Below are 25,633 nucleotides of genomic sequence, written 5' to 3'. Positions count from 1 at the left end.
TTCAGCTGCTTCCGTCCTGCGGGCGGGCGTGGGTCATTTCCGGTCCTGCTGGAGGGTGGCCCACAGACCGTAGCCGTGCATGGCCTGTACGTCCCGTTCCATCTCCTCCCGGCTGCCGCTGGACACGACCGCCCGGCCCTTGTGATGGACGTCCATCATGAGCTTGGTGGCCTTGTCCTTGGAGTAGCCGAAGTACGTCTGGAAGACGTACGTCACGTAGCTCATGAGGTTGACGGGATCGTTGTGGACGATCGTCACCCAGGGCACGTCGGGCTCGGGTACGGCGAAGACCTCCTCCGCCGACTCGGTCTTCTCGATCTCCATGGGTGCGGCTGCCGTCACACTGCCCATGCTGCCACCACAGGGGGGCACCCGCACAAACGGGCCTGTGGCGGGCGCCACGCGAACCGGACGGGCATCGAAATCGTCAGACTGACGAAATGGGGGTACGATCCGTCGTATGAACACAGCGGACCTTGGGCTGCCGGTGGACGTCCCCTCGACGGCGCTCTTCACGGACCAGTACGAGCTGACCATGCTCCGAGCCGCGCTGAAGGCCGGTACGGCCGGGCGGCGGAGCGTGTTCGAGGTCTTCACCCGGCGCCTGCCCGACGGCCGCCGGTACGGCGTCGTGGCGGGCACCGGCCGGGTGCTGGACGCGGTGGAGAACTTCCGCTTCGACGCGGGCGTCCTGCGCTTCCTGCGCGAACGGGGCATCGTCGACGAGGAGACCCTGGACTGGCTCGCCGAGTACCGCTTCCGCGGGGACATCTGGGGCTATCCCGAGGGCGAGGTGTACTTCCCGGGCTCGCCGATCATGCGGGTGGAGGGCACCTTCGGCGAGTGCGTGCTGCTGGAGACGGTGATCCTGTCCATCCTCAACCACGACTCGGCGATCGCGGCCGCCGCCTCCCGCATGTCCTCGGCCGCCGGCGACCGGCCGCTGATCGAGATGGGCGCCCGCCGCACCCACGAGCTGGCCGCCGTCGCCGCCGCCCGCTCGGCCTACGTGGGCGGCTTCGCGACCACCTCCGACCTGGCCGCCGGCTTCCGCTACAACATCCCCACCGTCGGCACCTCCGCCCACGCCTTCACCCTGCTGCACGACCACGAGCGCGACGCCTTCCGCGCCCAGGTGGACGCCCTGGGCCGGGACACCACGCTGCTGGTCGACACCTACGACGTCGCCGAGGCCGTCCGTACGGCCGTCGAGGTCGCCGGGCCCGAGCTGGGCGCGGTGCGCATCGACTCCGGCGACCTGCTGCTGGTCGCCCACCGGGTGCGCCAGCAGCTCGACGAGCTGGGGGCCACCGAGACGAAGATCGTGGTCACCTCGGACCTGGACGAGTACGCCATCGCCTCGCTGGCGGCGGCGCCCGTGGACGCGTACGGCGTCGGCACCCAGCTGGTGACCGGCTCCGGGCACCCGACGGCCTCGATGGTCTACAAGCTGGTCGCCCGCGCCGAGTCCGGCGAGGAGGGGGCGCCGCTGGTGCCGGTGGCCAAGAAGTCCAGCGGCGGCAAGACGTCGATCGGCGGCCGCAAGTGGGCCGCGCGGCGCCTGGACGCGGACGGGTACGCCGAGGCCGAGGTGGTCGGCACCGGGCCGGTGCCGGACGCGCTGGCCGACCGGCAGCTCCTGGTCGAGCTGGTCAAGGGCGGCGAGGTCGTCGCCCGCGAGCCGCTGGACGCCGCCCGGGACCGGCACGCAGCCGCCCGCGCCAACCTCCCGCTGTCCGCCACCCAGCTCTCCCGAGGGGAACCCGTCATTCCGACGGAGTACGCGCACGGGGGCTCGGGTAGCTAAAGCTGGTGCGGCCCCGCAAGGCCCGTATCAGCCCCGTTCCTCTGGCCCCCGCTCCCCGCTCCCCGCTCCCGACCCACAGTCGACCCAGTCGAAGGACACCGACCATGCGCCGCGCCTTGATCGTCGTAGACGTGCAGAACGACTTCTGCGAGGGGGGCAGTCTCGCCGTGTCCGGCGGTGCGGACGTGGCCGCCGCCATCACCGAGCTGATCGGGCAGGCGCCCGCCGGCTACCGCCACGTGGTGGCCACCCGCGACCACCACGTCGCCCCGGGAGGCCACTTCGCCGACAACCCGGACTACGTCCACTCCTGGCCCGCGCACTGCGTCGCCGGCACCGAGGGGGTCGGCTTCCACCCGAACTTCGCCCCCGCCGTCGCCTCCGGCGCGATAGACGCCGTCTTCGACAAGGGGGCCTACGCCGCCGCCTACAGCGGCTTCGAGGGCGCCGACGAGAACGGCACCGGCCTCGCCGAGTGGCTGCGCTCCCGCGAGATCGACGAAGTGGACGTCGTGGGCATCGCCACCGACCACTGCGTCCGGGCCACCGCCCTGGACGCCGCCCGCGAGGGCTTCCGTACGCAGGTGCTACTCGACCTGACCGCCGGGGTGGCCGCGGAGACCACCGAGCGGGCACTGGAGGAGCTGCGGGAGGCGGGCGTGGAGCTGTCCGGCAAGCCGGTCGTGCAGTAGCGCCCCCGGGGCCCGCCTCAGGCCTGGGCGGCCGGGCGTCTGAGCAGGGCGCGGATCGGGTGCCACAGCTCCTGGACCAGGTCCGGGCCGCCCACGGCCCCCGCCACCGGTGCCGTGCGCCATATCAGGCCGTCCGGGTGGTGCAGTACCGCGGTGACCTCGTCCGGGGTCGGCGGGGCCGCGTTGCCCCGCAGGTAGACGCTGCGCAGCCCCAGGTTGCGCAGCCTGGTCAGGGCGCGCGCCCGGTTCTGGGCGTGGACGAGAAAACGCACGCTGCCGGCGCTCGCCGGGGCGGGGCTGGGCAGGTTCAGTGCCACCACCACCGTGCCGTTCGGCAGCTTGCAGAAGCCTCCTGCGGCCATGCGGTCATACCCCCGAGTCAGCCTGGGTCGGTCCGGGCTCCCGGCCCGGTGTCAATAAGAGAACCACAGGACGCACCTAAACACGGATCGGCGGCGACCCGCCAGGGGGTCACCGCCGATCATGCTCTGACCTGGGCAGATGCTATTTACCTGCCCGCGGGGCCAACCTCCAGCTCGATCGTCGAGCCGTTCTTGGCCTCCTTCAGGATCTTGATCTTCGTGTTGGTGTCAGTGATCTTGACACCGCCGGTCGGGTTCGCCGGGTCGTAGTAGTCGTTCTTGCGGTCGTTGAAGACCGAGACGCCCTTCGAGCCCGGGACGTACTTCGCGACGTCCGCCTTGTGCAGCGTCATGCCGTCCGTGCGGTAGAGGCTGAACGGCGAGTCGTACGCCTGGAAGCGGTTGCGCATGAGCGTCCCGTCCTTCCACTTCAGCGCGGTCGGGTGCGAGTCGACCGGCAGGACCAGGCCCTTGCCCGGGTGCTGGCTGGTGTTGTTGTCCGCCTGGGAGGTGTCCCACTTCCAGATCAGCAGGCCGTTCTGGTACGCGTAGTGCTCGACCCAGTTCGGGCGCTCCGAGAAGCCGAAGTTGTACGGGCCGGTCTGCAGCGTCTTGTCGTACGACACGTACTGCCGGTTCTCGGCGATGTAGTACTGCGCGTACTCCTGGGTGAAGGAGGCGCCCTTGCGGGTGAAGCCGTTCGCCGTCCACGCGGCGTCCTCGGTCTCCGCGTTGTCGGAGAAGAGCGTCGCTCCGTCGGCCGTCACCGTGATCTCGTCGGCGGTGAAGCCCTTCATCGCCAGGCCGCCGTCGGTCTGGTAGCGGAAGCGCAGGTCGATCTTCTTGCCCGCGTAGGCGTCCAGCGGGTAGACCAGCTTGCCGTGGGCGTCGACGGTGCCGCTCAGGGCGGGCTTGTCGCTGCCGTCGCGCGGGATCGGCCGGCCGTCGAAGGTGCCGTCGACCGCGGTCCAGTTGGCGCCGCCGTCGGTGGACACCTCGGTGTAGAGGAAGTCGTAGTCGGCCTCGATGTCGTACCAGCCGTCCAGGGTGAGGGAGGCGGACGACTTGCCGGTGAGGTCGACGCTGCGGCTCAGGGTGTTCTTGAGGTCGTTGCCGCTGCCGCTCCACCACTGGGTCTTGCCCTCGGCCGGAGGCACGATCTCGGTGGTGACCTCCTCCTTCGGCAGCTCGACGACCAGGCCCTGCTTGTGCTTGGTGTTGTACTCGGCCAGGCCCAGCTTGTGCCAGGAGTTGACGCCCGCCTTGGCGGTGTCGTAGTTCAGCCAGCCCAGCTGGAGCTTGTCCCAGGCGTTCATGTCGCCGGGCAGGTCGCCGATCTCGTTGCGGCCGGTGCCCAGCCACGAGCCGGACGACATCAGCGTCCAGAAGCCGGTGGAGTTGTCGCCGCCGGCGGTGTCGTAGTGGTCCGGCAGGCCGAGGTCGTGGCCGTACTCGTGCGCGTAGACGCCGAGTCCGCCGTTCTCCGGCTGGATGGTGTAGTCGCCGACCCAGACGCCGGTGTCGCCGATCTGGGTGCCGCCGAGCTTGTTGTCGGCGGGGCCGGTGGCGCCGGCGTCGGTGCCGAAGGCGTACCAGCGGTGGGCCCAGATCGCGTCCTCGCCCTGCGCGCCGCCGCCCGCGGACTCGTCCTCGCCGGCGTGCACGATCTGGAAGTGGTCGATGTAGCCGTCGGGCTCGTTGAAGTCGCCGTCGCCGTCGAAGTCGTAGCGGTCCCACTGGTCGTACTGGGCCAGCTGGGACTTGATCTGGGCGTCGGTGCGGCCGGCCGCCTTCTGGTCCGCGACCCAGGCGGTGACGCCGTCCTGCACCGCGTACCAGGCGCAGTTGTCGGGGTCGCACTTGTTGGAGCCGTAGCGGGCCTCGTTGTACGGGACCTTGACCCAGTCGGAGACCTCGCCGTCGACCGAGTAGCGGCCGGAGGACTGCTTCTCGTAGTAGGTCTTGACCGAGTTGACGCCCTTGCCGGAACCGAAGTACAGGTCCTGGAAGTGCTCCTGGTCGTAGTCCTCCTGCCAGGCCGTGGAGTTGTCCGTCTTGCGGTTCGGCTTGGCTATCTGGTTGTGCAGCGGGCCGGGGGTGCCGCCGTAGCGGCTGTCGACCTTGTCGCCGAACTCGACCAGGATGGTGAAGATCTTGTCGGTCTTCTCCCGGCCCAGCTCGACGTACTTGGCGTCGCCCTTCTTGCTCTTCAGCTGGACGACGTTGGAGCCGTCCTTCTTCTTCACCGAGGCGTCGCCGGATATGACCTGCTTGAGGGCTTCCTCGCGCTGGGCGGCCTGAGTGTCGCTCAGGGGGCCCTTGAGGTCGTGGGAGCGGGTGGTCTTGTCCGGGCCGGGGTCGTGGCGGTTCACGGCCTCCGGCCGGGACGGCGAGTCCGCCTGCGCCACGCCGGCCGCCGAGAGCGTGGCGGTGGCGGCGGCGAGTGCGACGGTGGTCGCCGCCGTTCTGAACGTCCAGGATCTGCTGGTCACTTGAGTTCCTCCCCCGCGTCCACGCGCGCGGATGGGGGACAAGGACAGAGCGAAGCCCGCGCACACGTGATCAACGCGTGTAGTCAAGTGACGACATTTGACTAGAGGTTCGGCGGAAAAGACAGACCTTGACTTGAGCAGAACAAGTGCACTATGCGGAGTCGCCGTTCGCTTTGCGGACACCGGATCGTGACCTTCGCCCGGTCCCGCGGACCCAGGCCCGGGTCCGACGGGCGCGCGGGACCGTCCACTTCCCGGACGTCATGAATCCGTGCGCCCCCCGTGCATCGGCCGTGCCGGTTAGGTCGTGCTTACCGCTGGTGCCACCAGGGCACACAGCGGGTTAGAGTCGCTTGGCGGAACGCCAGGAAGCCGGCGGAAAGCCAGGCCCGCAGCCCTTCTCACCCATGATTGTCTTCCGAGGACACGATGGCCATGCCCCGTCCGACTGCCGCCCAGTTCGCCTACGGTTCGTGCACCGTGATCTTCTCGACGCTCGCCATGCTGCTGCTGTCGCAGACGAGTTCGGGTCCCGGAGTCGCCCTCATCGCCGTCGCGGCCCTCGCCCTCGGGCTGCTGGTCGCCATGACGGTCCCCCAGCCCAGGACGCGCGCGGTGGCCGCCGTGCCGGCCCACCGGTTCACCGCGGACCGGGAGCGGGTGCAGGTGCCCGCGGGGGCCCGGGTCTCCGCGGGCGCGGGCGAGGCGTCGCGCGGGCGGGCCGCCTGAGCGTCCGAGTCCGTCAACGGGTGCTGACCACGACCGTCTTGGCCGCCTTGTCGTGCAGGCCCTGCTTGTAGGGCTTGTCGAAGAAGCTCCAGCCGCCCGCGATGATCGTCCACACGCAGGCGCAGCAGAAGGCGAACGGGATCCACAGCACCAGGGCGCGGATCAGCGACGTCTGTACGGAGGGCGTCGCCCCGTCGTCCAGGTTGGCCACCCGCATCCCGAGCCACTTCTTGCCGAGGGTCTGCCCCGTCCTCGTGGTCATGTAGGTGTCGTACGCGATGTAGAGCACGGCGGCGATCACTGACTGCCCGAAGGACTTGCCGACGGAGACGTCGTCGCCGTCCACCGTGTACTCCTGGACGTTGAAGGCCCAGCTGAGCAGCCAGACCACGATGCCGACGAGGATCATGTCGACGATCCGCGCGAGCGTGCGCCGCCCGCTGTCGGCGAGCGGGGGCATCCCGGCCAGCGGATCGGTGGGGTAACCGCCACCGCCGTACGGGGCACCGCCGTAGGGGCCGCCGCCGGGAGGGGGCCCACCGTAGGGACCTCCGCCGCCGGGGGGCGGAGGTCCGCCGTAAGGGCCCCCTCCGCCGGGGGGCGGGGGCGGGTCGCCGTAGGGGTTCTTCCTCAGCGGGTCGTCGTCCGGCGGCTGCTGCCCGCCGGGGCCGGGGGGCGGTTCGCTGCTCATGTCCCGAGTCGAACTCGGACTCTCTCTCCTCGCATCCGGCGAGCGGCCGTCCGGAGTAGTCCGGAGTAGTGCGGGTGCGTGGTCCGACGCCATGAGGGGGCGGGCGGGGGGTTCGCCTGCGGCCGCGGGTGCGTGGGGGCTGGTCGCGCAGTTCCCCGCGCCCCTTTCAGGGGCGTCCAGTGCACGTCCCTCAAGGAGCACGGGGAACCGCGCGGGCAACCACGACGCACCCGCACCCGACGAGATCCGCGCTCCCCCGACCCGCCAAGCTAGCCCGCGACAAACGTGCCGGCGGCCTTGTCGTGCCAGCACTGGTGCCACGGGCGGTCGAACAGGCACCACGCGATGCCGACCACGCCGACGGCCAGGAGGCCCGGGACGCTGTAGACCAGCCAGCGGCGCAGGGCACCGCCGAAGGACGGCGGCTCGTGGGCCTCGATGTCCCGCACCTCCAGGCCGAGCAGCTTCTTGCCCAGGGTGCGGCCCCACTTGGCGGTGGGCAGCGCCTCGTAGACGACGCCGAAGAGCAGCAGGACGGCGAGCACGATGCCCAGGTACGTGGACGTGGTGCCGTCCAGCAGCCAGACCGTGACGGTCTCACCGGACAGCTTGGCCTCGTCGATCTTGTCGTTGACGTGGTCGACCGCCTTGGCGCCCAGCGGCACGGCGGCCACGGCGGTGACGCCCGCGAGGACGACCGTGTCGATCAGCCGGGCCGCCAGCCGCTTGCCGAGCCCGGCGGGCCGGGCCGATGCCTGGCGCCGGGCGGCGGCCTGGAACACGTCCTCGACCGGTGGCTTCCACGGTGCGACGGGCTGCTCGTCCCCGCCCGCCCCGGCCAGCCGGTGCACCTGCTGCGCCCAGGAGGTCTGGCCGCCGCCCGGACCGCCGGCGGCGACCGGCGCGGGGGCGGCGGGGTGCTGGTGCGGGGGTGCCTGGTGGGGCACAACGGGGGCGGCGGGCGTCGGGGGTGCCTGCGCGGCGGCGGCCCGGTCGGCGGCCGCCTTGCCCGCACCGAAGCCGGGTCCGGAGCCGGGAACGGGACCGGGAACGGGAGCGGAGCCGGGGCCGCCGGGCTGCGGGCCCGTGCGCGGGGTGACCGCGCGGAAGGTCATGGTGCCCTCGTCCTCCGCGGCGGGGGCACTCTGCCGGCCCGCCGCCGGGCGCCGGAAGACGAAGGTGTTGCCGGCCTGCTCCTCCTCGGTGGCCGAGGCCTCCGCCTCACCGGAAGCGGGGGCGGGGGCAGGGGCGGGGGAAGAGGCGGCGGCCGCGGCGGGGGCGGAGGCGGCACCGCCGTGCTGACCGGCGTCGGCGCCGCCGTCGGCGGGCGGTGCCGACTGGCGGGCGTGCGGGACCCTCGGGTCGGCGCCCCGCGCCGTGCCCGGCCAGGCGACGCGCGGTTCCGGGGCCTCGGCGGGCCCGCCGGACGGGCCGGAACGGTCGGCGCCCCAGGCGGTGGCGGACTCCGGACGGCTGCCGTGCTGGGACGCGGCGGCGGGCGGCGGGTCCTCGACCGGGTCCTCGTCGAAGAAGTGCGGCCCGGTCTCCTCGACGGAGGGCCGCACGCCGGGCGGCGGCGCGAGCGGCTCGCCGTCCTTGGGGGCGGGGCGGCTCGTGCCCGCCACCCAGGAGGCGCCGTTCCAGTAGCGGACGTATCCGGGAATGGACGGGTCCGGGTAATACCCTTCGCGGGGCCTGTCATCGCCGGGGGCCGGGGTTGGGGCGCTCATGTCCGTCGTCCCGTATCTGCTCGGGGGTTGATAGGGGGGCCTCAACATCTATCAGACGGGCGCAATCCGCACCGCCGGTCCCGCCGTACCCGCCCCTTTCCGGGCAACCTCGTGCCGGGACCTTCACATCCGGACCGGTCCCCGGTCCGGGGTGCGGAAAAAAGTTCCCCGGACTCGCGTAATGCTCCGGCCCCCGGCCGGTCTCCCCGGGCAAGGACCGCACGAGACCCGGGAGAGGAACCCGCCATGCACCCCAACCCCACCGGCCCCACCGTCGTGGAACGCGAGCTGGAGCTGAGGCTCGTCCTGTCGCCCGAGCACAGCATCCCGGTGCCGGCCAGGCTCGGCTACCACAGCGACGATCCCTACGCCGTCCACATCACCTTCCACATCGACTCCGGCCACCCGGTGCACTGGACGTTCGCCCGCGATCTCCTGGTGGAGGGCGTCTTCCGGCCGTCCGGGCACGGGGACGTACGGGTGTGGCCTTCGAAGGCGGAGGGCCGCAGCGTCGTGCTGATCGCGCTCAGCAGCCCGGACGGCGACGCCCTCCTGGAGGCGCCCACGCCCCAGGTGTCGGCCTGGCTGGAGCGGACCCTGCGCGCGGTGCCGCCGGGGACCGAGGGCGCGCAGCTGGGGATCGACGACGGGCTGGCCGAGCTGCTCGCCCGGTGAGGCGCGGCCGGGATCAGAAGAGCTTGCCGGGGTTGAGGAGGCCCAGCGGGTCGAAGACCTGTTTGACGGCCCGCTGCATCTCCAGGCCCACCGGGCCGATCTCCCGCGCCAGCCACTCCTTCTTCAGCACGCCCACACCGTGCTCGCCGGTGATGGTGCCGCCGAGTTCCAGGCCGAGCGCCATGATCTCGTCGAAGGACTCGCGGGCCCGCCGTGACTCGTCGGGGTCGGACGCGTCGAAGCAGACGGTGGGGTGGGTGTTGCCGTCGCCCGCGTGGGCGCAGACCCCGATGGTGAGGCCGTACTCGGCGGCGACGCGCTCGATGCCCGCCAGCATGTCGCCGAGCCGGGAGCGCGGCACGCAGACGTCGTCGATCATCGTGGTGCCCTTGACGGCTTCGAGGGCGGTGAGGGCCAGGCGCCTGGCCTGGAGGAGGAGTTCGGACTCGGCCGCGTCCTCGGCCGGGACCACCTGCGTGGCGCCCGCGGCCTGGCACAGCGCGCCGACCGCGGTGAGGTCGGCGTCCGGGTCGGTGGTGTCGAAGGCGGCGAGCAGGAGCGCCTCGGTGGTCTCCGGCAGACCCATGTGGGCGAGGTCGTTGACCGCCTTGACGGTCGTACGGTCCATCAGTTCGAGGAGGGACGGCACGTGTCCGCCCTCCATGATCCGGCAGATCGCGTCGCACGCGGCGGACGCGGAGGCGAACTCGGCGGCCAGCACCAGCTGCTCGGGCGGCTTGGGGCGCAGCCCGAGGACCGCCTTCACGACGATGCCGAGGGAGCCCTCGGAGCCGACGAAGAGCCGGGTGAGGTCGTACCCGGCGACGCCCTTGGCGGTGCGGCGGCCGGTGGTCATCAGGCGGCCGTCGGCGAGGACGACGTCGAGACCGAGGACGTACTCGGCGGTCACCCCGTACTTGACGCAGCACAGGCCGCCGGAGGCGGTGCCGATGTTGCCGCCGATGGTGCACATCTCCCAGCTGGAGGGGTCCGGCGGGTAGTAGAGGCCGTGCTCGTTCACCGCGCGGGAGAGCGTGGCGTTGACGACGCCCGGTTCGACGACGGCGACGCGGTCGACCGGGTTGATCTCCAGGATGCGGTCCATCTTCGTCAGGGAGAGGACCACGCAGCCGTCGGTGGCGTTGGCCGCGCCGGACAGGCCGGTGCGGGCGCCCTGCGGGACCACCGGGACGCGCAGCTCGGTGGCGGTGCGCATGACGTGCTGGACGTCCTCCACGGTGCGCGGCAGGACGACCACCGCGGGGGCGCCGGCCGGGCAGAAGCTCGCCATGTCGTGGGCGTAGGAGGCCGTGACGTCGGGGTCGGTGAGGACGGACCCGGCGGGAAGACCGGCCAGCAGCCGGTCGACGAGGGCGCTCCGGCCGCCGGGGGCGCGGTCGGCCGTCGCGGCTGCGTCGTCTTCGTCGCGAGGCGCTTCGATACGGCTCATGATCACAGGCTCGCATCCACGGCCATCGGTGTGAACCCCGCGGGCGGCACCCGCCACCTGCCCGGTGTGATCGTCGTATGGGCGCACAGTGAGCGCCATGGAGGTCATGGAGAGGCGGACCGGGCGGGAACAGGGCGAGGCACCGGCACCCGGACGGCGTTCGCGCCGCGGGCGACGGGTGCTGATCGCCTCCGTAGCCGGGGCCGCCGTACTCGGCGGGGTCCTGATGCTGCTCCCCCGGGCGACCGGGGACGCTCCCCCGCCCGCACCGGGGCCCGCGGCGCTGGCACGCGGGGCGGTCACCACGGGTGTGCCGGCCGCGCTGCCGGACCTGGCGGCGCTGATCGGCGACCGGGAGAGCCACCTGCGGGCACATCCGCTGGACGGGGCGTCGTGGGCGGTGCTCGGCGCGGCCTACGTGGAGCAGGGGCGCCGTACGGCGGACGGCGCGAACTGGCCGAAGGCCGAGAAGGCGCTGCGCACCTCGCTGAGGACGGGGCCCGAGCGCAATCCGCAGGCCCTGGAGGGGCTCGCGGCGCTGGCGGTGGCGCGCCGGGACTTCCCGGCGGCGAAGAAGTGGGGCGAGAGCGCGGTGCGGGCGGCGCCGGAGCGGTGGACGGCGCACGCGGTGCTGATCGGCGCGTACACCGGGCTCGGCGACCACAAGGGCGTGGGCCGGGCCCTGGACAAGGTGATGGAGCTGCGCCCCGGCGCTCCGGCGGTGGGGGCGCTGGCGGCGGGCGTCTACCGGGACCGGGGCTGGCGGGAGGACGCGGCGGCCCGGATCTCGGACGCCGCGGCGGCCGCGGAGGCACCGGCGGAGCGGGCGGCGTACCTGGAGCAGGCCGGGCGGCTGGCGTTCGAGCGCGGGGAGCGGGAGGAGGCGCTGCGGTTCTTCCAGGAGGCGCTGCGCACCGACCCCGACCAGCGGGCCGCGCAGGCCGGACAGGGCCGGGCGCTGGCGGCGCTGGGCCGGACGACGGAGGCGCTGTCGGCGTACCAGGCCGCGCTGGCCAAGCGGCCCAGCCCCGAGTACGCGCTGGAGCTGGGCGAGCTGTACGAGTCGCTGGGCCTCGGCCAGGCGGCGCGGGTGGAGTACGACCTGCTGCGGGAGCGGGCTCGGGACGCCGAGGCGGCCGGGTCCGACGAGCAGCTGGTGCTGGGGCGGCTCGACGCCGACCACGGGGATCCGGCGGCGGCGGTGGAGCGGCTGCGGACCGAGTGGGGACGGCAGCCGGGGACCGCGGTCGCCGACGCGCTGGGCTGGGCGCTGCACCGCACGGGTGCGGACGAGGAGGCGCTGGAGTTCGCGGTGATCGCGACCGACGGCGACAAGGGCGGCGGGGTGCGCGACGCGCTGTACGTCTTCCACCGGGGTGTGATCGAGAAGGAGCTGGGGCACGTCGCGCCGGCGCGCCGGCACCTCGGGGAGGCGCTGACGATCAACCCGTACTTCTCGCCGCTGCGGGTGCCGCAGGCGAAGCGGGCGCTGGCGGAGCTGGGCGAGCCCCCGGTGGAGGGCCCGCCCGACTAGCACCCGCCCGGCTGGTGCCTTCCGCGGGTCAGAGGTTGCCGCGCTTCTCCTGCTCGCGCTCGATCGCCTCGAAGAGGGCCTTGAAGTTGCCCTTGCCGAAGCCCATCGAGCCGTGGCGTTCGATCATCTCGAAGAAGACGGTCGGACGGTCCTGGACCGGCTTGGTGAAGATCTGCAGCAGGTAGCCGTCCTCGTCGCGGTCGACCAGGATCTTCAGCTCGCGCAGGATGTCGACGGGCACCCGGGTCTCGCCGGCCCACTCGCCGAGCGTGTCGTAGTACGAGTCGGGGGTGTCCAGGAACTCGACGCCGGCCGCCTTCATCGCGCGGACGGTCGCCACGATGTCGTTGGTGTTCAGCGCGATGTGCTGGACGCCGGCGCCGCCGTAGAACTCCAGGTACTCGTCGATCTGGGACTTCTTCTTGGCGACGGCGGGCTCGTTGATCGGGAACTTGACCTTGAGGGTGCCGTCGGCCACGACCTTCGACATCAGCGCGCTGTACTCGGTGGCGATGTCGTCGCCCACGAACTCCTTCATGTTCGTGAAGCCCATGACCTTGTTGTAGAAGCCGACCCACTCGTTCATGCGGCCGAGTTCGACATTGCCGACGCAGTGGTCCACGGCCTGGAAGACGCGCTGCTCGGGCGGGGCGACCATCGGCTTGGCGGCGACGTACCCGGGCAGGTAGGGGCCGTCGTAGCCGGTGCGCTCGACGAGGGTGTGCCGGGTCTCGCCGTAGGTGGCGATGGCGGCGAGGACCACGGTGCCGTGCTCGTCCTTGACCTCGTGCGGCTCGGCGAGCGAGCGGGCGCCGTGCTCGACGGCGTAGGCGTGGGCGGCGCGGGCGTCCGGGACCTCGATGGCGAGGTCGACGACGCCGTCGCCGTGCTCGGCGACGTGCTGGGCGAGGAAGGTGCCCCAGTCGGTCGACGGCTTGATCACCGAGGTGAACACGAAGCGGGCGGAGCCGCTCTCCAGGACGTAGCTCGCGGTCTCCCGGCTGCCGTTCTCCGGTCCGGAGTACGCGACCAGCTTCATGCCGAAGGCGGTGGAGTAGTAGTGCGCGGCCTGCTTGGCGTTGCCCACGGCGAAGACGACCGCGTCCATTCCCTTGACCGGGAAGGGATCGGCCTGCCGGGCGGTGTCGGGAGTGTGGTGTGTGGTCTGCGTCATAGCCGCAGGTTCTCCCGTGTCCGCAAGGTGCGCAATAGTTTGCGTTTTCACTGGGCAGCCTGACCAGTGATACGCCGGTCGGGGCAGGCGATCTGTACAGGATGACCAGCCGGGAGGGTGCGGGCATGGCGGGTACGGGAATAGACCGGCTGGACGGCCGGATCATCGGTCTGCTGGCGCGGGAGCCGCGGATCGGGGTGCTGGAGATGTCCCGGCGGCTCGGGGTGGCGCGCGGCACCGCGCAGGCGCGGCTCGACCGGCTTCAGTCGAACGGAGTCATCCGCGGATTCGGTCCCGAGGTGGACCCGGCGGCCCTCGGCTACCCGGTCACGGCGTTCGCCACGCTGGAGATCCGGCAGGGTCAAGGAGCCGACGTACGGGCGCACTTGGCGACGGTGCCGGAGGTCCTGGAGCTTCACACCACGACCGGCACCGGGGACATGCTGTGCCGTCTCGTGGCCCGGTCGAACGCCGATCTCCAGCGGGTGATCGACCGGGTTGTCGGTTTTGATGGCATCGTCCGGGCCGCCACGGCGATCGTCATGGAGAACCCCGTTCCGCTGCGGATCATCCCGCTGGTGGAGCAGGCGGCCGCGGACAGCGGCGGACACGACTGAGGCGGGCCTGATCCCGGAGGTGAGCGGACGTGAACTTCTGGGACTTCCTGAGCAGCCGCCACCAGCAGCTGCTCGCCGACGCCTACCAGCACGCCAGCGCGGTCTTCCAGTGCATGGTCGTGGCGACCCTGCTCGGGGTGCTGATCGGCGTCCTCACCTACCGCAGCGACTGGGCGGGAAACCTGGCGACTCTGTCCACATCGACCATCCTCACCATCCCGTCGCTGGCCATGATCGGTCTGCTCATCCCGATCGTCGGCCTCGGCGTGCCGCCGACGGTGACCGCGCTGACCCTGTACGGGCTGCTGCCGATCGTGCGGAACTCGATCGTGGGCCTGCGCGGGGTGGACCCGGCGCTGGTGGACGCCGCCACGGGCATCGGGATGTCGCGACCGGCGCGGCTGCTGCGGGTGGAGCTGCCGCTGGCGTGGCCGCCGATCCTGACCGGCATCCGGGTCTCCACGCAGATGCTGATGGGCATCGCGGCGATCGCCGCCTACGCCTCGGGGCCGGGCCTCGGCAACGAGATCTTCCGCGGAATCGCCTCGCTGGGCAGCAAGAACGCGCTCAACCAGGTCCTCGCCGGCACGCTCGGGATCATCGTCCTGGCCCTGCTGTTCGACGCGGCGTACGTGCTGCTGGGACGGCTGACCATTCCGAGGGGGATCCGTGTCTGAGAACGGTCACAGCGAGTCGGCGACCGGCACCACCGGGGCGACCATCGAGCTGGACTCCCTCACCAAGCGCTACCCGGGCAGCCCGCAGCCCGCCGTCGAGAACGTCTCGATGGAGATCAAGGCCGGGGAGACGGTCATCTTCGTGGGCCCCTCGGGCTGCGGGAAGTCCACCACCCTGAAGATGATCAACCGGCTGATCGAGCCCAGCGGCGGACGCATCCGCATCAACGGCGAGGACGTCACCGACATCGACCCGGTGAAACTGCGCCGCAAGGTCGGCTACGCGATCCAGTCCTCCGGTCTCTTCCCGCACATGACCGTCGCCCAGAACATCGCGCTCGTACCGAAGATGATCGGCTGGTCCAAGGCCCGCATCCGCTCGCGGGTGGAGGAGATGCTGGACCTGGTCGGCCTGGACGCCGGGGAGTTCCACGGCCGCTATCCCCGCCAGCTCTCCGGCGGCCAGCAGCAGCGGGTGGGCGTGGCGCGGGCGCTGGCGGCCGATCCGCCCGTGCTGCTGATGGACGAGCCGTTCGGCGCCGTCGACCCGATCACCCGGGACCACCTCCAGGACGAGCTGATCCGCCTCCAGCACGAACTGCACAAGACGATCGTCTTCGTCACCCACGACTTCGACGAGGCGATCAAGCTGGGCGACCGGATCGCCGTGCTGCGCGAACGCTCCCACATCGCCCAGTTCGACACCCCGGAGGCGATCCTCACCAACCCGGCGGACGACTTCGTCTCCGGCTTCGTGGGCGCGGGCGCCGCCCTCAAGCGCCTGAACCTGACCAGGGTGCGGGACGTGGGCATCACGGACTACCCGACGGTGACCGTGGAGGACCCGCTCCAGGACATCTTCGACCGGCTGCGGGAGTCGGGCACCAACGAGATCCTGCTCCTGGACCGGCGCGGACGCCCCTACAAGTGGCTGCGGCGCGGCGACCTGATGCGGGCCAGGGGCTCGCTGGCGCGGGCCGGGACGCTGGTCCACGACACGGTGACGCGGGACGCGACGCTGCGGGACGCGCTGGAGGCGGTGCTCACGGACAACGCGGGGCGGGTCGCGGTCACCGGGCGGCACGGCGCGTACGAGGGCGTCGTCGACATGGAGACGCTGATGAACTCCGTGCACGAACTGCTGGAGGCCGACCGGCTGGACGCGCTGGAGCACCAGCACGACCTGGAGGAGACCCGGGCCACGCAGACGCACAGCGAGCAGGAGGGCTTCGGCGAGGTCGGAGGCCGCGCGTGAGCGGCTCCTCGCGCCCCTCACCCGGCCGCCGCCCCGCGGGCGAGCACGAGGTCAAGGGGCTCGCCTTCCGCGATGAGGGCGCGGACGAGGAGGAGGGCCAGGCTCCGCCGCCCTCCCCGGTGGCGGCGGGCTCCCGGGTCGGCTGGCGCAAGCTGACCTTCCTGCCCGTCGTGCTGATCGCCGTGCTGCTGGCGACCTGGCTGTGGTTCCGGCAGGCCGACCTGGACGCGCTCAGCCGGAACGCCCTCGGCAACGGCCAGGTCACCAAGGCGCTGTGGCAGCACGTCCAGCTGACGGTGATCTCCACCTTCTTCGTGCTGATCATCGCCATCCCGCTGGGCATCCTGCTCACCCGCGGGGCGTTCCGGAAGGCCACCCCGTTCGCGATGGCGTTCGCCAACATGGGCCAGGCGACCCCGGCGATCGGTCTGCTGGCGCTGCTGGTGATCTGGCTGGGCATCGGCCGCAGGGCCGCGCTGATCGGCATCATCGTCTACGCCGTCCTGCCCGTGCTGTCCAACACCATCGCCGGCCTGAAGGCGAACGACCCGACGCTCCTGGAGGCGGCCCGCGGCATCGGGATGTCCCCGCTGGGCGTGCTCACCCGGGTGGAACTCCCCCTGGCCGTCCCGCTCATCCTGGCCGGCGTGCGCACGGCCCTGGTCCTGAACGTGGGTACGGCGACGCTGGCGACCTTCGGCGGCGGCGGTGGCCTGGGCGTGCTGATCACCACGGGCATCACCAGCCAGCGGATGCCGGTGCTGGTGCTGGGCTCGGTCCTCACCGTCGCCCTGGCCCTGCTGGTGGACTGGCTGGCCTCGCTGGCCGAACTGCTGCTGCGGCCGCGGGGGCTGGAGGTGGGCACATGAGGCCGCTGAGACGGCGTGCGTGCTCGCTGCTGGCCGCGGCCCTTCTGGCGGCGCCCGCCGGGTGCGGTCTGACCAGCGGCTCCCCGATGGTCGACGACGTGGAGCCGGGCACCATCGGGCAGGGGAAGCCCTTGGAGGGCGCCGATCTGACGGTCACCTCTAAGGAGTTCACCGAGCAACTGGTCCTCGGCGCGATCATGGGCATCGCCTTCGAGGCGGCGGGCGCGCAGGTGCTCGACCGCACCGGTATCCAGGGCTCGGTCGGCACCCGCGCGGCGGTCGAGAACGGCGACGCCGACGCCACGTACGAGTACACGGGCACCGCCTGGATCACGTACCTGGGCAACAGCAAGCCGATCCCCGACCCGGAGCAGCAGTGGAAGGCGGTGAAGGAGGCCGACGCGAAGAAGGGCCTGACGTGGCTGGAGCCGGCCCGCCTGAACAACACGTACGCGCTGGCGATGAACCAGGCCAACTACAAGAAGTACAAGACCAGGACTCTCTCTGAGGTCACCGCCCTGTCGAAGTCGGACCCGGGCGCGGTGACGCTGTGCGTGGAGGGCGAGTTCGCCAACCGGGCGGACGGCCTGCCGGGCCTGGAGAAGGCGTACGGCATGTCGCTGCCCGCCGGGAACCTCACCCAGATGGACACCGGCATCATCTACACCCAGACCGCGAAGGGCGCCTGCACCTACGGCGAGGTGTACACCACCGACGGGCGGATCAAGTCCATGAACCTGGTGGTGATGGAGGACGACAAGAAGTTCTTCCCGAACTACAACGCGGCCCCCATGGTCCGCACGGCGACCCTGAAGAAGTGGCCGGCGATCGCGTCCGTCCTGGACCCGGTCACCGAAGCGCTGACCAACGACGTGGCCCGGACCCTGAACGCGAAGGTCGACGTGGACGGCGAGGACCCGCACCAGGTGGCGCTGGACTGGATGAAGGAGAAGGGCTTCGTGAAGGAGGGGTAGTGCGGTGCGCGGTGTTCAGCAGGCGGGGACGCTGCCCTTCCCGCTCTCCAGCGCCTTGAGCGAGTCGACCGCGCCCTTGAGGGTCGTCACCGGGATCAGCCGGAGCCCCTTCGGCAGCTCGGCCCGCGCGTCCGAGCACTCCGCCTTCGGTACGAGGAACACGGTGGCCCCGTCCCGCCGGGCGGCCTGCGTCTTGAGCGGCACCCCGCCGACGGCGCCGACCTCGCCGCCGTCGGTGATGGTCCCCGTCCCGGCGACGACCTTGCCGCCGGTGAGGTCGCCGGCGCCGAGCTTGTCGACGATGCCGAGCGAGAACAGCAGCCCGGCGCTGGGCCCGCCGACGTCCTCCAGCCGGAGTTCGACGTCGACGTCGTCCTTGTCCAGCCGGAGGTACCGGAGCGCGGCCGTGGTGGCGGAGTCCTGCGACTCCTTCATCTGCTCCTGGTTGTACCGCTCGATCTCGCCCACGTCGTCGCCGCTCGGGTAGACGGCGTCGCGCGGCATCACGGCCCGGTCGGTGTCGAACCAGCTGCCGAGCACGTCCCCGAGGCGGACACTCGCGTCCGGCCCGGTCGCCTCGATCGTCGTCATCCGCAGCTGCCCGCTGGTCTCGTGCGTCGGCGCGCCGCTGATCGTGATCACCTCGGCCCCCTGGTTCTCGCCCAGCACATCGGCCGTCAGCCCCGGCTGCGCCACGGAGAACGGCAACGGCGCGAACGCGGCGGTCGCGAGCAGCGCCACGACGGGCAGACCGCAGACAGCGAGGAACTGGGGACGCGTGAGACGAGAGAGCACGGGGTCAATCTAACGTGGCGCGCTTCCCGTGGCTCCGACGCCCGGGCACGACCCCGTCTCAGCGCAGCGCCTCCGCCACCTCTCGGGCCGCGTGCATCACGCGTTCGCCGACTCGTTCGGGGACGACGTCGGCGAGCATGACGACGCCAACGCTGCCCTCCACTCCCGTGACGCCGAGCAGGGGGGCCGCCGCGCCGCAGGCGCCGGCCTCCAGCTCGCCGTGGGTGAGGGTGTAGCCGGGGGCCTCCGCGTCCTCGCCGGGGGGCTGGGGCGGGCGGCGGGCGGCGAGGATGGCCTTGCCGGCGGCGCCCCGTTCCAGGGGGTGGCGGAAGCCCGCGCGGTAGGCGACGTGGTAGTCCGTCCAGGTCGGCTCCACGACGGCCACCGCCAGGGCTTCGGCGCCGTCCACGAGGGTCAGGTGGGCCGTCGCCCCGATGTCCTCGGCGAGCGCGCGCAGGGCCGGCATCGCGGCCTCGCGGACCAGGGGGTGCACCTGGCGGCCGAGGCCCAGGACGCCGAGGCCGACGCGGGCGCGGCCGCCCAGGTCGCGGCGTACGAGTGCGTGCTGCTCCAGCGTGGCCAGCAACCGGTACACGACGGTCCGGTTGACGCCCAGTTTGTGGGACAGCTCGGTGACGGTCAGCCCGTGGTCCGTATCGGCCAGCAGCTTGAGGACCCGCAGGCCCCTGTCGAGCGTCTGAGAGGTCTCCGCGGTCACGACGCCCACTCCTTAGTGGTGAGGTCGGCGGCCCTCCTCGCGGCGTATGCGTCACCGAGTCCCGTCAGTGACGCGCTTCAGAGGCCGCCGATCGGCTGACGGCCCGGCCTTGTCCCGGGCCCAGTCGCTTCACGGCTGCGCTCCGCGGCGGCGCTGCCACGGGGCGTGTGCGTAGCGGGACAGTAACTACCAGGTCCGCTCAGCGGAAGGCTCAGTCCAGAATCCGGGCGCCAACCGTTATCGACTGCCGGTGTTTGTCCCGGTACGTACTGCGCACGCCTCCGGTGCCGTATCGCCCCGTGTCGCTACTTCATCCGCGTCGCCCACTCCTGCACCTTGGCGATGCGCTGGCGCAGCTGTCCGCCGGTCGCCTCGGCGCTGGGCGGGCCGCCGCAGACGCGGCGCAGTTCGGTGTGGATCACGCCGTGCGGTTTGCCGCTCTGGTGGACGTAGGCGCCGACCATGGTGTTGAGCTGCTTGCGCAGCTCCATCAGCTCCTTGTGGGAGACCACCGGGCGCCGCTCGGCGGGCAGTTCGAGCAGATCGGCCTCCTCGTCCGGCTTCTTGCGGCTGTGCGCGATCTGCCGGGCCTGCCGCTTCTGGAGCAGCAACTGCACCTGGTCGGGCTCCAGCAGGCCCGGGATGCCGAGGTAGTCCTGCTCCTCCTCGCTGCCCGGGTGGGCCTGCATGCCGAACTCGGCGCCGTTGTACATGACCCGGTCGAAGGTGGCCTCGGACTCCAGCGCCTCGAAGGCGAACTGCTCCTGCTCTCCGGTGTCCTCGTCCTGCTCCCGGTTCGCCTCGTCCATCTCCTTCTCGGACTCGGCGTAGGGGTCCTCCTCGCCCTCCTTCTTGGGCTTGTCGAGGACGTGGTCGCGCTCGCGCTCCATCTCGTTGGCGAAGGTGAGCAGGTCCGGCACGGTGGGGAGGAAGACGGAGGCGGTCTCCCCTCGGCGGCGGGACCGTACGAAGCGGCCGACGGCCTGGGCGAAGAAGAGGGGGGTGGAGATGGTGGTGGCGTAGACGCCGACCGCGAGGCGGGGGACGTCGACGCCCTCGGACACCATGCGGACGGCGACCATCCAGCGGTCGGTGCTCTGGCTGAAGGTGTCGATGTTCTTCGAGGCGCCCGCGTCGTCGGACAGCACGACGGTGGCCTTGTCGCCGGTGATCTCCCGGATCAGCTTGGCGTAGGCGCGGGCGGCGTCCTGGTCGGCGGCGATGACGAGCGCCCCGGCGTCCGGGATGGCCTTCCTGACCTCGGTGAGCCGCCGGTCGGCGGCGCGCAGCACGGCCGGCATCCACTCGCCGCGCGGGTCGAGCGCGGTGCGCCAGGCCTGGCTGACGGCGTCCTTGGTCATCGGTTCGCCGAGCCGGGCGGCGATCTCGTCGCCGGCCTTGGTGCGCCAGCGCATGTTGCCGCTGTAGCTCATGAAGATGACGGGGCGCACGACGCCGTCGGCGAGGGCGGAGCCGTAGCCGTAGGTGTAGTCGGCGGCGGAGCGGCGGATGCCGTCGTTGCCCTCCTCGTACGCCACGAAGGGGATCGGGTTGGTGTCCGAGCGGAAGGGCGTGCCGGTGAGCGCGAGGCGGCGGGTGGCCGGCTCGAAGGCCTCCAGGCAGGCCTCGCCCCAGGACTTGGAGTCACCGGCGTGGTGGATCTCGTCGAGAATGACGAGGGTCTTGCGCTGCTCGACGCGGTTGCGGTGCAGCATGGGGCGTACGCCGACGCCCGCGTAGGTGATGGCGATGCCCTGGTACTCGCGGCTGAGCGGGCCCGCGCTGTACTCGGGGTCCAGCTTGATCCCTATCCGCGCCGCGGCCTCGGCCCACTGCTTCTTCAGGTGCTCGGTCGGCGCGACGACGGTCACCTGCTGCACGACGTGGTGGTGCAGCAGCCAGGACGCCAGCGTCAGCGCGAAGGTCGTCTTTCCGGCACCGGGGGTGGCGACGGCCAGGAAGTCCCGGGGCTGGTCCTGGAGGTACTTCTCCATCGCCCCCTGCTGCCAGGCCCGCAGCTTGCCGGCGGTGCCCCAGGGGGCACGGCCGGGGAAGGCCGGGGACAGGTGGTGCGAGGTGCTGGAGCTGGCGGTGGTAGTCACGGTCTCCGAAGGGGGTAGAGCGGCTCGGCCACGTATGACAACCGGGCCACCCTACCGGCGGCCCGCCGGGATCCCCGCGCGCCCGGGGGCGGGTCACCCCCGGGTGGGACGGACGTCACAACCGCCCCGCCCGCCGCACGGCACTCACCGCTCCCGCACCCGCGTCGCCACCCACGCCCCCACCAGCGCCACCGCCGCCATGGGCAGGAACACCGCCGCGAAGGCCGCCGGGTGGGAGCCGGAGGCCTCGGTGGCCGCGTGGCTGACCGTGCCGCCGCCGAGGGCCGCGAAGGCGGCGCCGCCGACCGACAGCAGGACGACGTTGGAGAGGCCGTCGGAGATCTGGAGGGCGGCGGAGTTGCTGCCGGCCTCCTCGGGGGCGGAGAGCTTGAGCAGGAGCACGCTGGTGGAGGAGATCACCAGGCCCATGCCGAAGCAGCCGAAGGCCCAGGCGACGGCCACCGTCCAGGCGGGAACGGCCTCGATCAGGACGCTGGGCGCCGTGCTGATGGCCGCCGCGACCAGGAGCATGCCGAGGGCCATCAGACGCTCCCGGTGCGGCTCCAGGCGTGGCCGGGACTGGAGCCAGGACCCGGCGGCCCAGGTCGCGCCGCCCGCCGCCAGGGAGAGTCCGGCCATGGTCGGGCTGAGCCCCCGCTGCGTGACCAGCATCAGCGGGACGAAGGACTCGGCGGCGATGAAGGACCCCGCGGCGACCCCGCGCAGCAGGACCACGGAGGGCAGGCCGCGCACCGCCCGGTAGGTGCCGCGCGGCAGCAGTCCGAGGACGGCCGGGACGAGCAGCGCCACGCCCACCGCGCCGGGCAGCAGGGACAGCGGGCGCAGGTCCTGGGCGGCGTACTGGAGCAGGCCCGCGCCCAGCGAGATGGCCAGGGCGAGGCGGATCCGGCGGCGGTCGAAGGAGGCCGGCGCCTCCCCTCCCCCGACGGCGCCGGACGCGCGGCTGCGTATCTGCGGCAGCGCGAGGGCGAGCGGGACGACGACCAGGACCGGGATGCCGAGGAACACCCACCGCCAGCCGAGGTGCTCGGTCACCGCGCCGGAGGCCAGCGGGCCGACGACGGAGGGGACCACCCAGCCCGCCGCGAACGCCGCCATGATCGCGGGCCGCAGCCGCTCCGGGTAGGCCCGCCCCACGACGACGTACAGCGCGACGATGACCAGCCCGCCGCCGAGCCCCTGCACGGCCCGCCCGAGGATGAACAGCCACATCGCACCGGCCGTGCCGGACAGCACGAGCCCGGCCGCGAAGGCGGCGATGCCGGTCGTCAACGGCGCCAGCGGCCCGCGCCGGTCCGACCACTGACCGGAGAGCACCATCCCGAACAGGCTGGTCGTGAAGTACCCCGAGAACGCGAACGCGTACAGCGACACCCCGTCCAGCTCCCGCGCCGCCACCGGCATCGCCGTGCCGACCGCCGTCGCCTCGAAGGCGATCAGCACGATGACGGAGACGATGCCGATGCTCAGCGCCCGGTAGGCGCGGCTCAGCACGGTCTCGGCGGGGACGGTGGCGGTGGCGGTGGCGGTGGCGACGGAGGGCTCGGCGGGGGCCGCGACATCGGTGTCGCGGGGCTCAGGGACGGTCATGGTCGCCAGGGTAAGGGCCACGACCCGCCTTGGCCCCTGTCGAGAGGCGGGCCGGGACCGGGACCTTGGTCGTACGACCTCCCCCGCTTCATGAACGGCGTATGGCAGTCGTGTTGCGGCCTCGCCGGATTCCTTGAGCCCCTCCCGCCGCTCCGCCTACCGTCGAGTCACGAAGTCGAAGACATGGCCGTGTGCCCGAGTGGTTGAGGGGCTCGCCTGCAAAGCGAGTTACACGGGTTCGAATCCCGTCACGGCCTCTGACTGCCTGACCAGGCACAACGAAAGGGCGGTACCCCACATGGGGTACCGCCCTACTGGTCTTCCGTCTCAGTTCCCGTCTCAATTGACGGAGACGAGCGAGGAGTACACGTTGCCCTACTCGAAGATGTTCGGGAGCGGGATGCGGTTGACACGGCGTTTAGCGTTCCACGCGGAGGCAACAGCCAGGTGAGCGGCCTTAAGACGGCCCTTGGTGCCATCGGCGCGGGTGTTGTTGTTGGTGGCGATGGTCTGAATCTTGGCCTTGAAGGAGGTGGGGTCACCCTGACGCTTGAGCTTGTCCGCCAGCTCCGTGCGCTTCACCTCAGGGTGCTTGGAGATCACCGTGGCGATGCCTCCGATGGTGACGGCGTGCCAGGTGTCGGGGGTACGCCCCCAGGCGCCCTCGGCGATGGTGAGCGACTGGTCCAGGATCTCGGGACCGTGGTCCACGACGATGCTGAGGATTCCCTTGATGCCGCGCACGCCGTTGACAGAGCTGCTGCCAACCTTGAGCCGGTGCTTGTCCAAGACGTCGTTGGTGTCCTGGAAGAGCGGGTGCCCTGCCAACAAACCGATCCTGAACTCATCGTTCGGGCCGACCTTCGAGGACTCCTTGTTCTTGATGATGAACAGCGAGGCTTCATTGGCCATCGAGAGGTCGGAGTGGACCTCACAGGTGATAGTCCGAACAGCCTCGCGGACCTGCTTCGCAACCGAGACCTCGCCAGCCAAAATGAGCTGGCAGGCATAGACGCGATGCATCCCGTCCACCGCGTACAGCCCGTCCTCACGCGCCGAAATGATCGGCGTCCCAAGAGCGGTGGGAACCAACTTCTCAGCGATGGTCCGAGCACGGGCCTTGTTGAGGTTGCGCTGCGCGCGAGGGTCGAACTTGATGGTTCTCGGGTCCACCTTCTTGTACTCGATCGGGTGGTCCGGGATGTCGTAGCTGTAGTCCTTGCTGGGCAAGGCTTCTCCTTCTATGTCAGCGCCCCAGTGGGGGCGACGGCGACTTTTTGTGTCAGCGCCCCAGTGGGGGCGACGGCGACACACGTCAGCTCCCGAATGCGGGAGACGGCGACTGAGGATCAGAGTATCGGGCAACTCCCCTATCTAGACGCGGATTTCACTTGTCAGGGCAAGCCCTCACCGCCGTCGTCCGTCGACCGAAGCGCGTCGGACTGCCAGATCAGACCGTCCACCTGCCTCGCGATGTCCGTCCGTACGGCGTCCACCATGTGCTGATAGCGGGCGGCCATGGCAGTGGTCGACCACCCCATGAGGCCCATGACGGCCCGCTCGGGGACTCCGAGGATGAGCAGAACCGTCGCGGCGGTGTGGCGCGCGTCGTGTAGGCGCCCGTCCCTCACCTTCGCCTCTGCCAGGAGTGCCTTCCACTCGAACCAGTCCCGACGGTGGGACGGGCTACGCCCGTGCTCGTCGGGGAAGACTAAGCCGTTCTCTTCCCAGCGCTCCCCGGCCGCCTGTTTCTCCGTTTCCTGCCCCTTGACGTGGGCGCGAAGTAGGTCAACGAGTTGTTCGGGAAGTCCGACCGCACGGCGGCCGGCGCGCGACTTGGTCGTGGCCATCTCCGGGTTGGTGCGTCGTCGCCGCGGGCAATACCCAGCGGCCCTGCGCCCGCAGGGCCGCGCCGCCGTGCATCCGTGCGCGTACTGCGGCCGGTGACGGCTACGACGGACCACGAGGAATCCACCGTCAAGGTCAACGTCCTCCCACTTCAGCGCAAGCACTTCCCCTTGGCGCAGTCCGAGGGCGAGGGCGACCGCCCAGCGCGCGGAGTTGCGGTGCTGGTTGGCGGTCTTGAGTAGACGCTGCACCTCTTCGACGGTGTAGGGCTCCACCTCGTACTCCCCCGTCTTCGGCGCCTTGGCCAACTGGACCGGGTTCTTTCCGAGATGCCCGCGCCGCACGGCCTCGTTGAGGGCGACGCGAAAGGTGCGGTGCACCTGGTGGGCGGTCGCGGGCTTACTGCCGTTGGCCTGCATCTTGGCGTACAGCGCCTCTATATGCTCAGGCTTGAGCCTGTCGAGCCGGTGGGCGCCCAATCCGGGAATGAGGTGCTTCCGCACGGCGACGCCGTAGCCGACCATCGTGTTGTCGTTGACCACGAGGGGTGCCACGTTCTCGACCCAGTGCGTGAGCCACGCCTTGACCGTCCACGCCTTGCCGGGTTTGCGCACCGTCTTGGCGTCGCGCTGCCGCTCCAGCTCACGGACGGCGGCCGTCACCTCGGCTCGGGTCTTCCGCTCGACATGGCGCCTGTCAGGCTTGCCGTCGTCGCGTATCCCGACGGTGACGCGGCCGTGCCACTTGCCGTCTTTGCCTAGGTAGATGGAGGAGCGGCCGTTGGGCTGCCGGGTGCGCTTCTTGTCTTCCGCCACGGGCGGACTCCTTCGG

The 25,633-nt window shown here is 71.4% G+C and carries 23 protein-coding genes and 1 tRNA gene; 11 read left to right on the top strand and 13 right to left on the bottom strand.

Going from position 1 to position 25,633, the window contains the following annotated elements; genetic code table 11:
• Positions 1-33: 33 nt before the first annotated feature.
• Positions 34-351, bottom strand: a complete 318-nt coding sequence (gene clpS / locus ACZ6IM_RS00610; RefSeq protein WP_031042763.1) for an ATP-dependent Clp protease adapter ClpS — start codon at positions 349-351, stop codon at positions 34-36.
• Between the two features lie 109 nt (positions 352-460).
• Between clpS and ACZ6IM_RS00605 the strand changes: the two genes are divergently transcribed.
• Together ACZ6IM_RS00605 and ACZ6IM_RS00600 are read left to right on the top strand one after the other, a co-directional pair.
• Positions 461-1,807, top strand: coding sequence for a nicotinate phosphoribosyltransferase (locus ACZ6IM_RS00605; RefSeq protein ID WP_052841700.1), 1,347 nt, complete (start codon positions 461-463; stop codon positions 1,805-1,807).
• Positions 1,808-1,911: 104 nt separating this feature from the next.
• Positions 1,912-2,499: a nicotinamidase gene (locus ACZ6IM_RS00600; protein WP_003975893.1), complete on the top strand. Its 588-nt coding sequence runs from the start codon at positions 1,912-1,914 to the stop codon at positions 2,497-2,499.
• A 17-nt stretch (positions 2,500-2,516) separates the two neighbouring features.
• On the opposite strand, the gene ACZ6IM_RS00595 is transcribed toward ACZ6IM_RS00600, so the two are convergent.
• Together ACZ6IM_RS00595 and ACZ6IM_RS00590 are read right to left on the bottom strand one after the other, a co-directional pair.
• Positions 2,517-2,861: a hypothetical protein gene (locus ACZ6IM_RS00595; RefSeq protein WP_052841701.1), complete on the bottom strand. Its 345-nt coding sequence runs from the start codon at positions 2,859-2,861 to the stop codon at positions 2,517-2,519.
• Between the two features lie 146 nt (positions 2,862-3,007).
• Positions 3,008-5,353 (bottom strand): immune inhibitor A domain-containing protein, encoded by a 2,346-nt coding sequence (locus ACZ6IM_RS00590; RefSeq protein WP_052841702.1) that lies wholly within the window; start codon positions 5,351-5,353, stop codon positions 3,008-3,010.
• Positions 5,354-5,782: 429 nt separating this feature from the next.
• Here ACZ6IM_RS00590 and ACZ6IM_RS00585 point away from each other — a divergent pair, with 429 nt between their 5' ends.
• Positions 5,783-6,082 (top strand): hypothetical protein, encoded by a 300-nt coding sequence (locus ACZ6IM_RS00585; RefSeq protein WP_469553520.1) that lies wholly within the window; start codon positions 5,783-5,785, stop codon positions 6,080-6,082.
• A 13-nt stretch (positions 6,083-6,095) separates the two neighbouring features.
• On the opposite strand, the gene ACZ6IM_RS00580 is transcribed toward ACZ6IM_RS00585, so the two are convergent.
• Together ACZ6IM_RS00580 and ACZ6IM_RS00575 are read right to left on the bottom strand one after the other, a co-directional pair.
• Positions 6,096-6,773, bottom strand: a complete 678-nt coding sequence (locus tag ACZ6IM_RS00580; protein ID WP_469553519.1) for an RDD family protein — start codon at positions 6,771-6,773, stop codon at positions 6,096-6,098.
• A gap of 269 nt (positions 6,774-7,042) precedes the next feature.
• Positions 7,043-8,503 carry an RDD family protein gene (locus ACZ6IM_RS00575; RefSeq protein ID WP_052841704.1) on the bottom strand — a complete coding sequence of 487 codons (1,461 nt, stop codon included), beginning with the start codon at positions 8,501-8,503 and terminating at the stop codon, positions 7,043-7,045.
• 246 nt (positions 8,504-8,749) lie between these two features.
• Between ACZ6IM_RS00575 and ACZ6IM_RS00570 the strand changes: the two genes are divergently transcribed.
• The gene (locus ACZ6IM_RS00570; RefSeq protein WP_052841705.1) at positions 8,750-9,178 is read left to right on the top strand and encodes an SsgA family sporulation/cell division regulator; all 429 of its coding nucleotides are present in this window, start codon (positions 8,750-8,752) and stop codon (positions 9,176-9,178) included.
• Positions 9,179-9,191: 13 nt separating this feature from the next.
• Here ACZ6IM_RS00570 and ACZ6IM_RS00565 read toward each other — a convergent pair whose 3' ends face one another.
• Entirely contained in the window at positions 9,192-10,634 is a 1,443-nt protein-coding gene (locus ACZ6IM_RS00565; RefSeq protein ID WP_052841706.1) for an FAD-linked oxidase C-terminal domain-containing protein, read from the bottom strand.
• A gap of 91 nt (positions 10,635-10,725) precedes the next feature.
• On the opposite strand from ACZ6IM_RS00565, the gene ACZ6IM_RS00560 reads away from it, so the two are divergent.
• Positions 10,726-12,162 (top strand): tetratricopeptide repeat protein, encoded by a 1,437-nt coding sequence (locus ACZ6IM_RS00560; RefSeq protein ID WP_052841707.1) that lies wholly within the window; start codon positions 10,726-10,728, stop codon positions 12,160-12,162.
• 28 nt (positions 12,163-12,190) lie between these two features.
• On the opposite strand, the gene hppD is transcribed toward ACZ6IM_RS00560, so the two are convergent.
• The gene (gene hppD, locus ACZ6IM_RS00555) at positions 12,191-13,336 is read right to left on the bottom strand and encodes a 4-hydroxyphenylpyruvate dioxygenase (RefSeq protein WP_052841708.1); all 1,146 of its coding nucleotides are present in this window, start codon (positions 13,334-13,336) and stop codon (positions 12,191-12,193) included.
• Between the two features lie 125 nt (positions 13,337-13,461).
• Here hppD and ACZ6IM_RS00550 point away from each other — a divergent pair, with 125 nt between their 5' ends.
• Genes ACZ6IM_RS00550 through ACZ6IM_RS00530 form a run of 5 tightly spaced genes read left to right on the top strand, consistent with a single transcriptional unit; the run spans position 13,462 to position 17,728 of the window.
• Entirely contained in the window at positions 13,462-13,953 is a 492-nt protein-coding gene (locus ACZ6IM_RS00550; RefSeq protein ID WP_102930146.1) for an Lrp/AsnC family transcriptional regulator, read from the top strand.
• Between the two features lie 29 nt (positions 13,954-13,982).
• Complete coding sequence (locus ACZ6IM_RS00545; RefSeq protein ID WP_052841710.1) at positions 13,983-14,630, top strand: ABC transporter permease; 648 nt, start codon at positions 13,983-13,985, stop codon at positions 14,628-14,630.
• Entirely contained in the window at positions 14,623-15,885 is a 1,263-nt protein-coding gene (locus tag ACZ6IM_RS00540; protein WP_052841711.1) for a betaine/proline/choline family ABC transporter ATP-binding protein, read from the top strand. The genes ACZ6IM_RS00545 and ACZ6IM_RS00540 overlap by 8 nt, the downstream gene beginning before the upstream one ends.
• A complete protein-coding gene (locus tag ACZ6IM_RS00535; RefSeq protein ID WP_052841712.1) occupies positions 15,882-16,754 on the top strand; it encodes an ABC transporter permease in 873 nt (290 codons plus the stop codon). The genes ACZ6IM_RS00540 and ACZ6IM_RS00535 overlap by 4 nt, the downstream gene beginning before the upstream one ends.
• Positions 16,751-17,728, top strand: a complete 978-nt coding sequence (locus ACZ6IM_RS00530; RefSeq protein WP_469553514.1) for a glycine betaine ABC transporter substrate-binding protein — start codon at positions 16,751-16,753, stop codon at positions 17,726-17,728. Before ACZ6IM_RS00535 ends, ACZ6IM_RS00530 begins: the two co-directional genes overlap by 4 nt.
• Positions 17,729-17,743: 15 nt before the next feature.
• On the opposite strand, the gene ACZ6IM_RS00525 is transcribed toward ACZ6IM_RS00530, so the two are convergent.
• From ACZ6IM_RS00525 to ACZ6IM_RS00510, 4 genes are all read right to left on the bottom strand, one after another.
• Positions 17,744-18,523, bottom strand: a complete 780-nt coding sequence (locus tag ACZ6IM_RS00525; protein ID WP_052841713.1) for a S16 family serine protease — start codon at positions 18,521-18,523, stop codon at positions 17,744-17,746.
• A 58-nt stretch (positions 18,524-18,581) separates the two neighbouring features.
• On the bottom strand, positions 18,582-19,241 hold the full coding sequence (locus ACZ6IM_RS00520) for an IclR family transcriptional regulator (protein WP_052841776.1): 660 nt from the start codon (positions 19,239-19,241) through the stop codon (positions 18,582-18,584).
• Between the two features lie 305 nt (positions 19,242-19,546).
• Positions 19,547-21,343: a DEAD/DEAH box helicase gene (locus ACZ6IM_RS00515; protein ID WP_052841714.1), complete on the bottom strand. Its 1,797-nt coding sequence runs from the start codon at positions 21,341-21,343 to the stop codon at positions 19,547-19,549.
• A 144-nt stretch (positions 21,344-21,487) separates the two neighbouring features.
• Complete coding sequence (locus ACZ6IM_RS00510) at positions 21,488-22,954, bottom strand: MFS transporter (protein ID WP_469553511.1); 1,467 nt, start codon at positions 22,952-22,954, stop codon at positions 21,488-21,490.
• Positions 22,955-23,139: 185 nt separating this feature from the next.
• On the opposite strand from ACZ6IM_RS00510, the gene ACZ6IM_RS00505 reads away from it, so the two are divergent.
• Positions 23,140-23,211 (top strand) — tRNA-Cys (locus tag ACZ6IM_RS00505).
• A 118-nt stretch (positions 23,212-23,329) separates the two neighbouring features.
• Here ACZ6IM_RS00505 and ACZ6IM_RS00500 read toward each other — a convergent pair.
• Both ACZ6IM_RS00500 and ACZ6IM_RS00495 read right to left on the bottom strand, forming a co-directional pair.
• Positions 23,330-24,184 carry a DUF6551 family protein gene (locus ACZ6IM_RS00500; protein WP_469553509.1) on the bottom strand — a complete coding sequence of 285 codons (855 nt, stop codon included), beginning with the start codon at positions 24,182-24,184 and terminating at the stop codon, positions 23,330-23,332.
• 164 nt (positions 24,185-24,348) lie between these two features.
• Positions 24,349-25,617 (bottom strand): tyrosine-type recombinase/integrase, encoded by a 1,269-nt coding sequence (locus ACZ6IM_RS00495; protein WP_469553506.1) that lies wholly within the window; start codon positions 25,615-25,617, stop codon positions 24,349-24,351.
• Between the last annotated feature and the right edge of the window lie 16 nt (positions 25,618-25,633).

This window comes from Streptomyces sp. NPDC042336, assembly GCF_055581985.1.
This window is presented reverse-complemented; position numbering and strand designations above follow the sequence as displayed.

Coding starts and splice junctions, on each gene's coding strand:
- hppD (WP_052841708.1), bottom strand. CDS start 13,336: ATGACGCAGACCACACACCACACTCCCGACACCGCCCGGCAGGCCGAT.
- ACZ6IM_RS00510 (WP_469553511.1), bottom strand. CDS start 22,954: ATGACCGTCCCTGAGCCCCGCGACACCGATGTCGCGGCCCCCGCCGAG.
- ACZ6IM_RS00575 (WP_052841704.1), bottom strand. CDS start 8,503: ATGAGCGCCCCAACCCCGGCCCCCGGCGATGACAGGCCCCGCGAAGGG.
- ACZ6IM_RS00570 (WP_052841705.1), top strand. CDS start 8,750: ATGCACCCCAACCCCACCGGCCCCACCGTCGTGGAACGCGAGCTGGAG.
- ACZ6IM_RS00560 (WP_052841707.1), top strand. CDS start 10,726: ATGGAGGTCATGGAGAGGCGGACCGGGCGGGAACAGGGCGAGGCACCG.
- ACZ6IM_RS00595 (WP_052841701.1), bottom strand. CDS start 2,861: ATGGCCGCAGGAGGCTTCTGCAAGCTGCCGAACGGCACGGTGGTGGTG.
- ACZ6IM_RS00600 (WP_003975893.1), top strand. CDS start 1,912: ATGCGCCGCGCCTTGATCGTCGTAGACGTGCAGAACGACTTCTGCGAG.
- ACZ6IM_RS00585 (WP_469553520.1), top strand. CDS start 5,783: ATGGCCATGCCCCGTCCGACTGCCGCCCAGTTCGCCTACGGTTCGTGC.
- ACZ6IM_RS00530 (WP_469553514.1), top strand. CDS start 16,751: ATGAGGCCGCTGAGACGGCGTGCGTGCTCGCTGCTGGCCGCGGCCCTT.
- clpS (WP_031042763.1), bottom strand. CDS start 351: ATGGGCAGTGTGACGGCAGCCGCACCCATGGAGATCGAGAAGACCGAG.
- ACZ6IM_RS00580 (WP_469553519.1), bottom strand. CDS start 6,773: ATGAGCAGCGAACCGCCCCCCGGCCCCGGCGGGCAGCAGCCGCCGGAC.
- ACZ6IM_RS00605 (WP_052841700.1), top strand. CDS start 461: ATGAACACAGCGGACCTTGGGCTGCCGGTGGACGTCCCCTCGACGGCG.
- ACZ6IM_RS00550 (WP_102930146.1), top strand. CDS start 13,462: ATGGCGGGTACGGGAATAGACCGGCTGGACGGCCGGATCATCGGTCTG.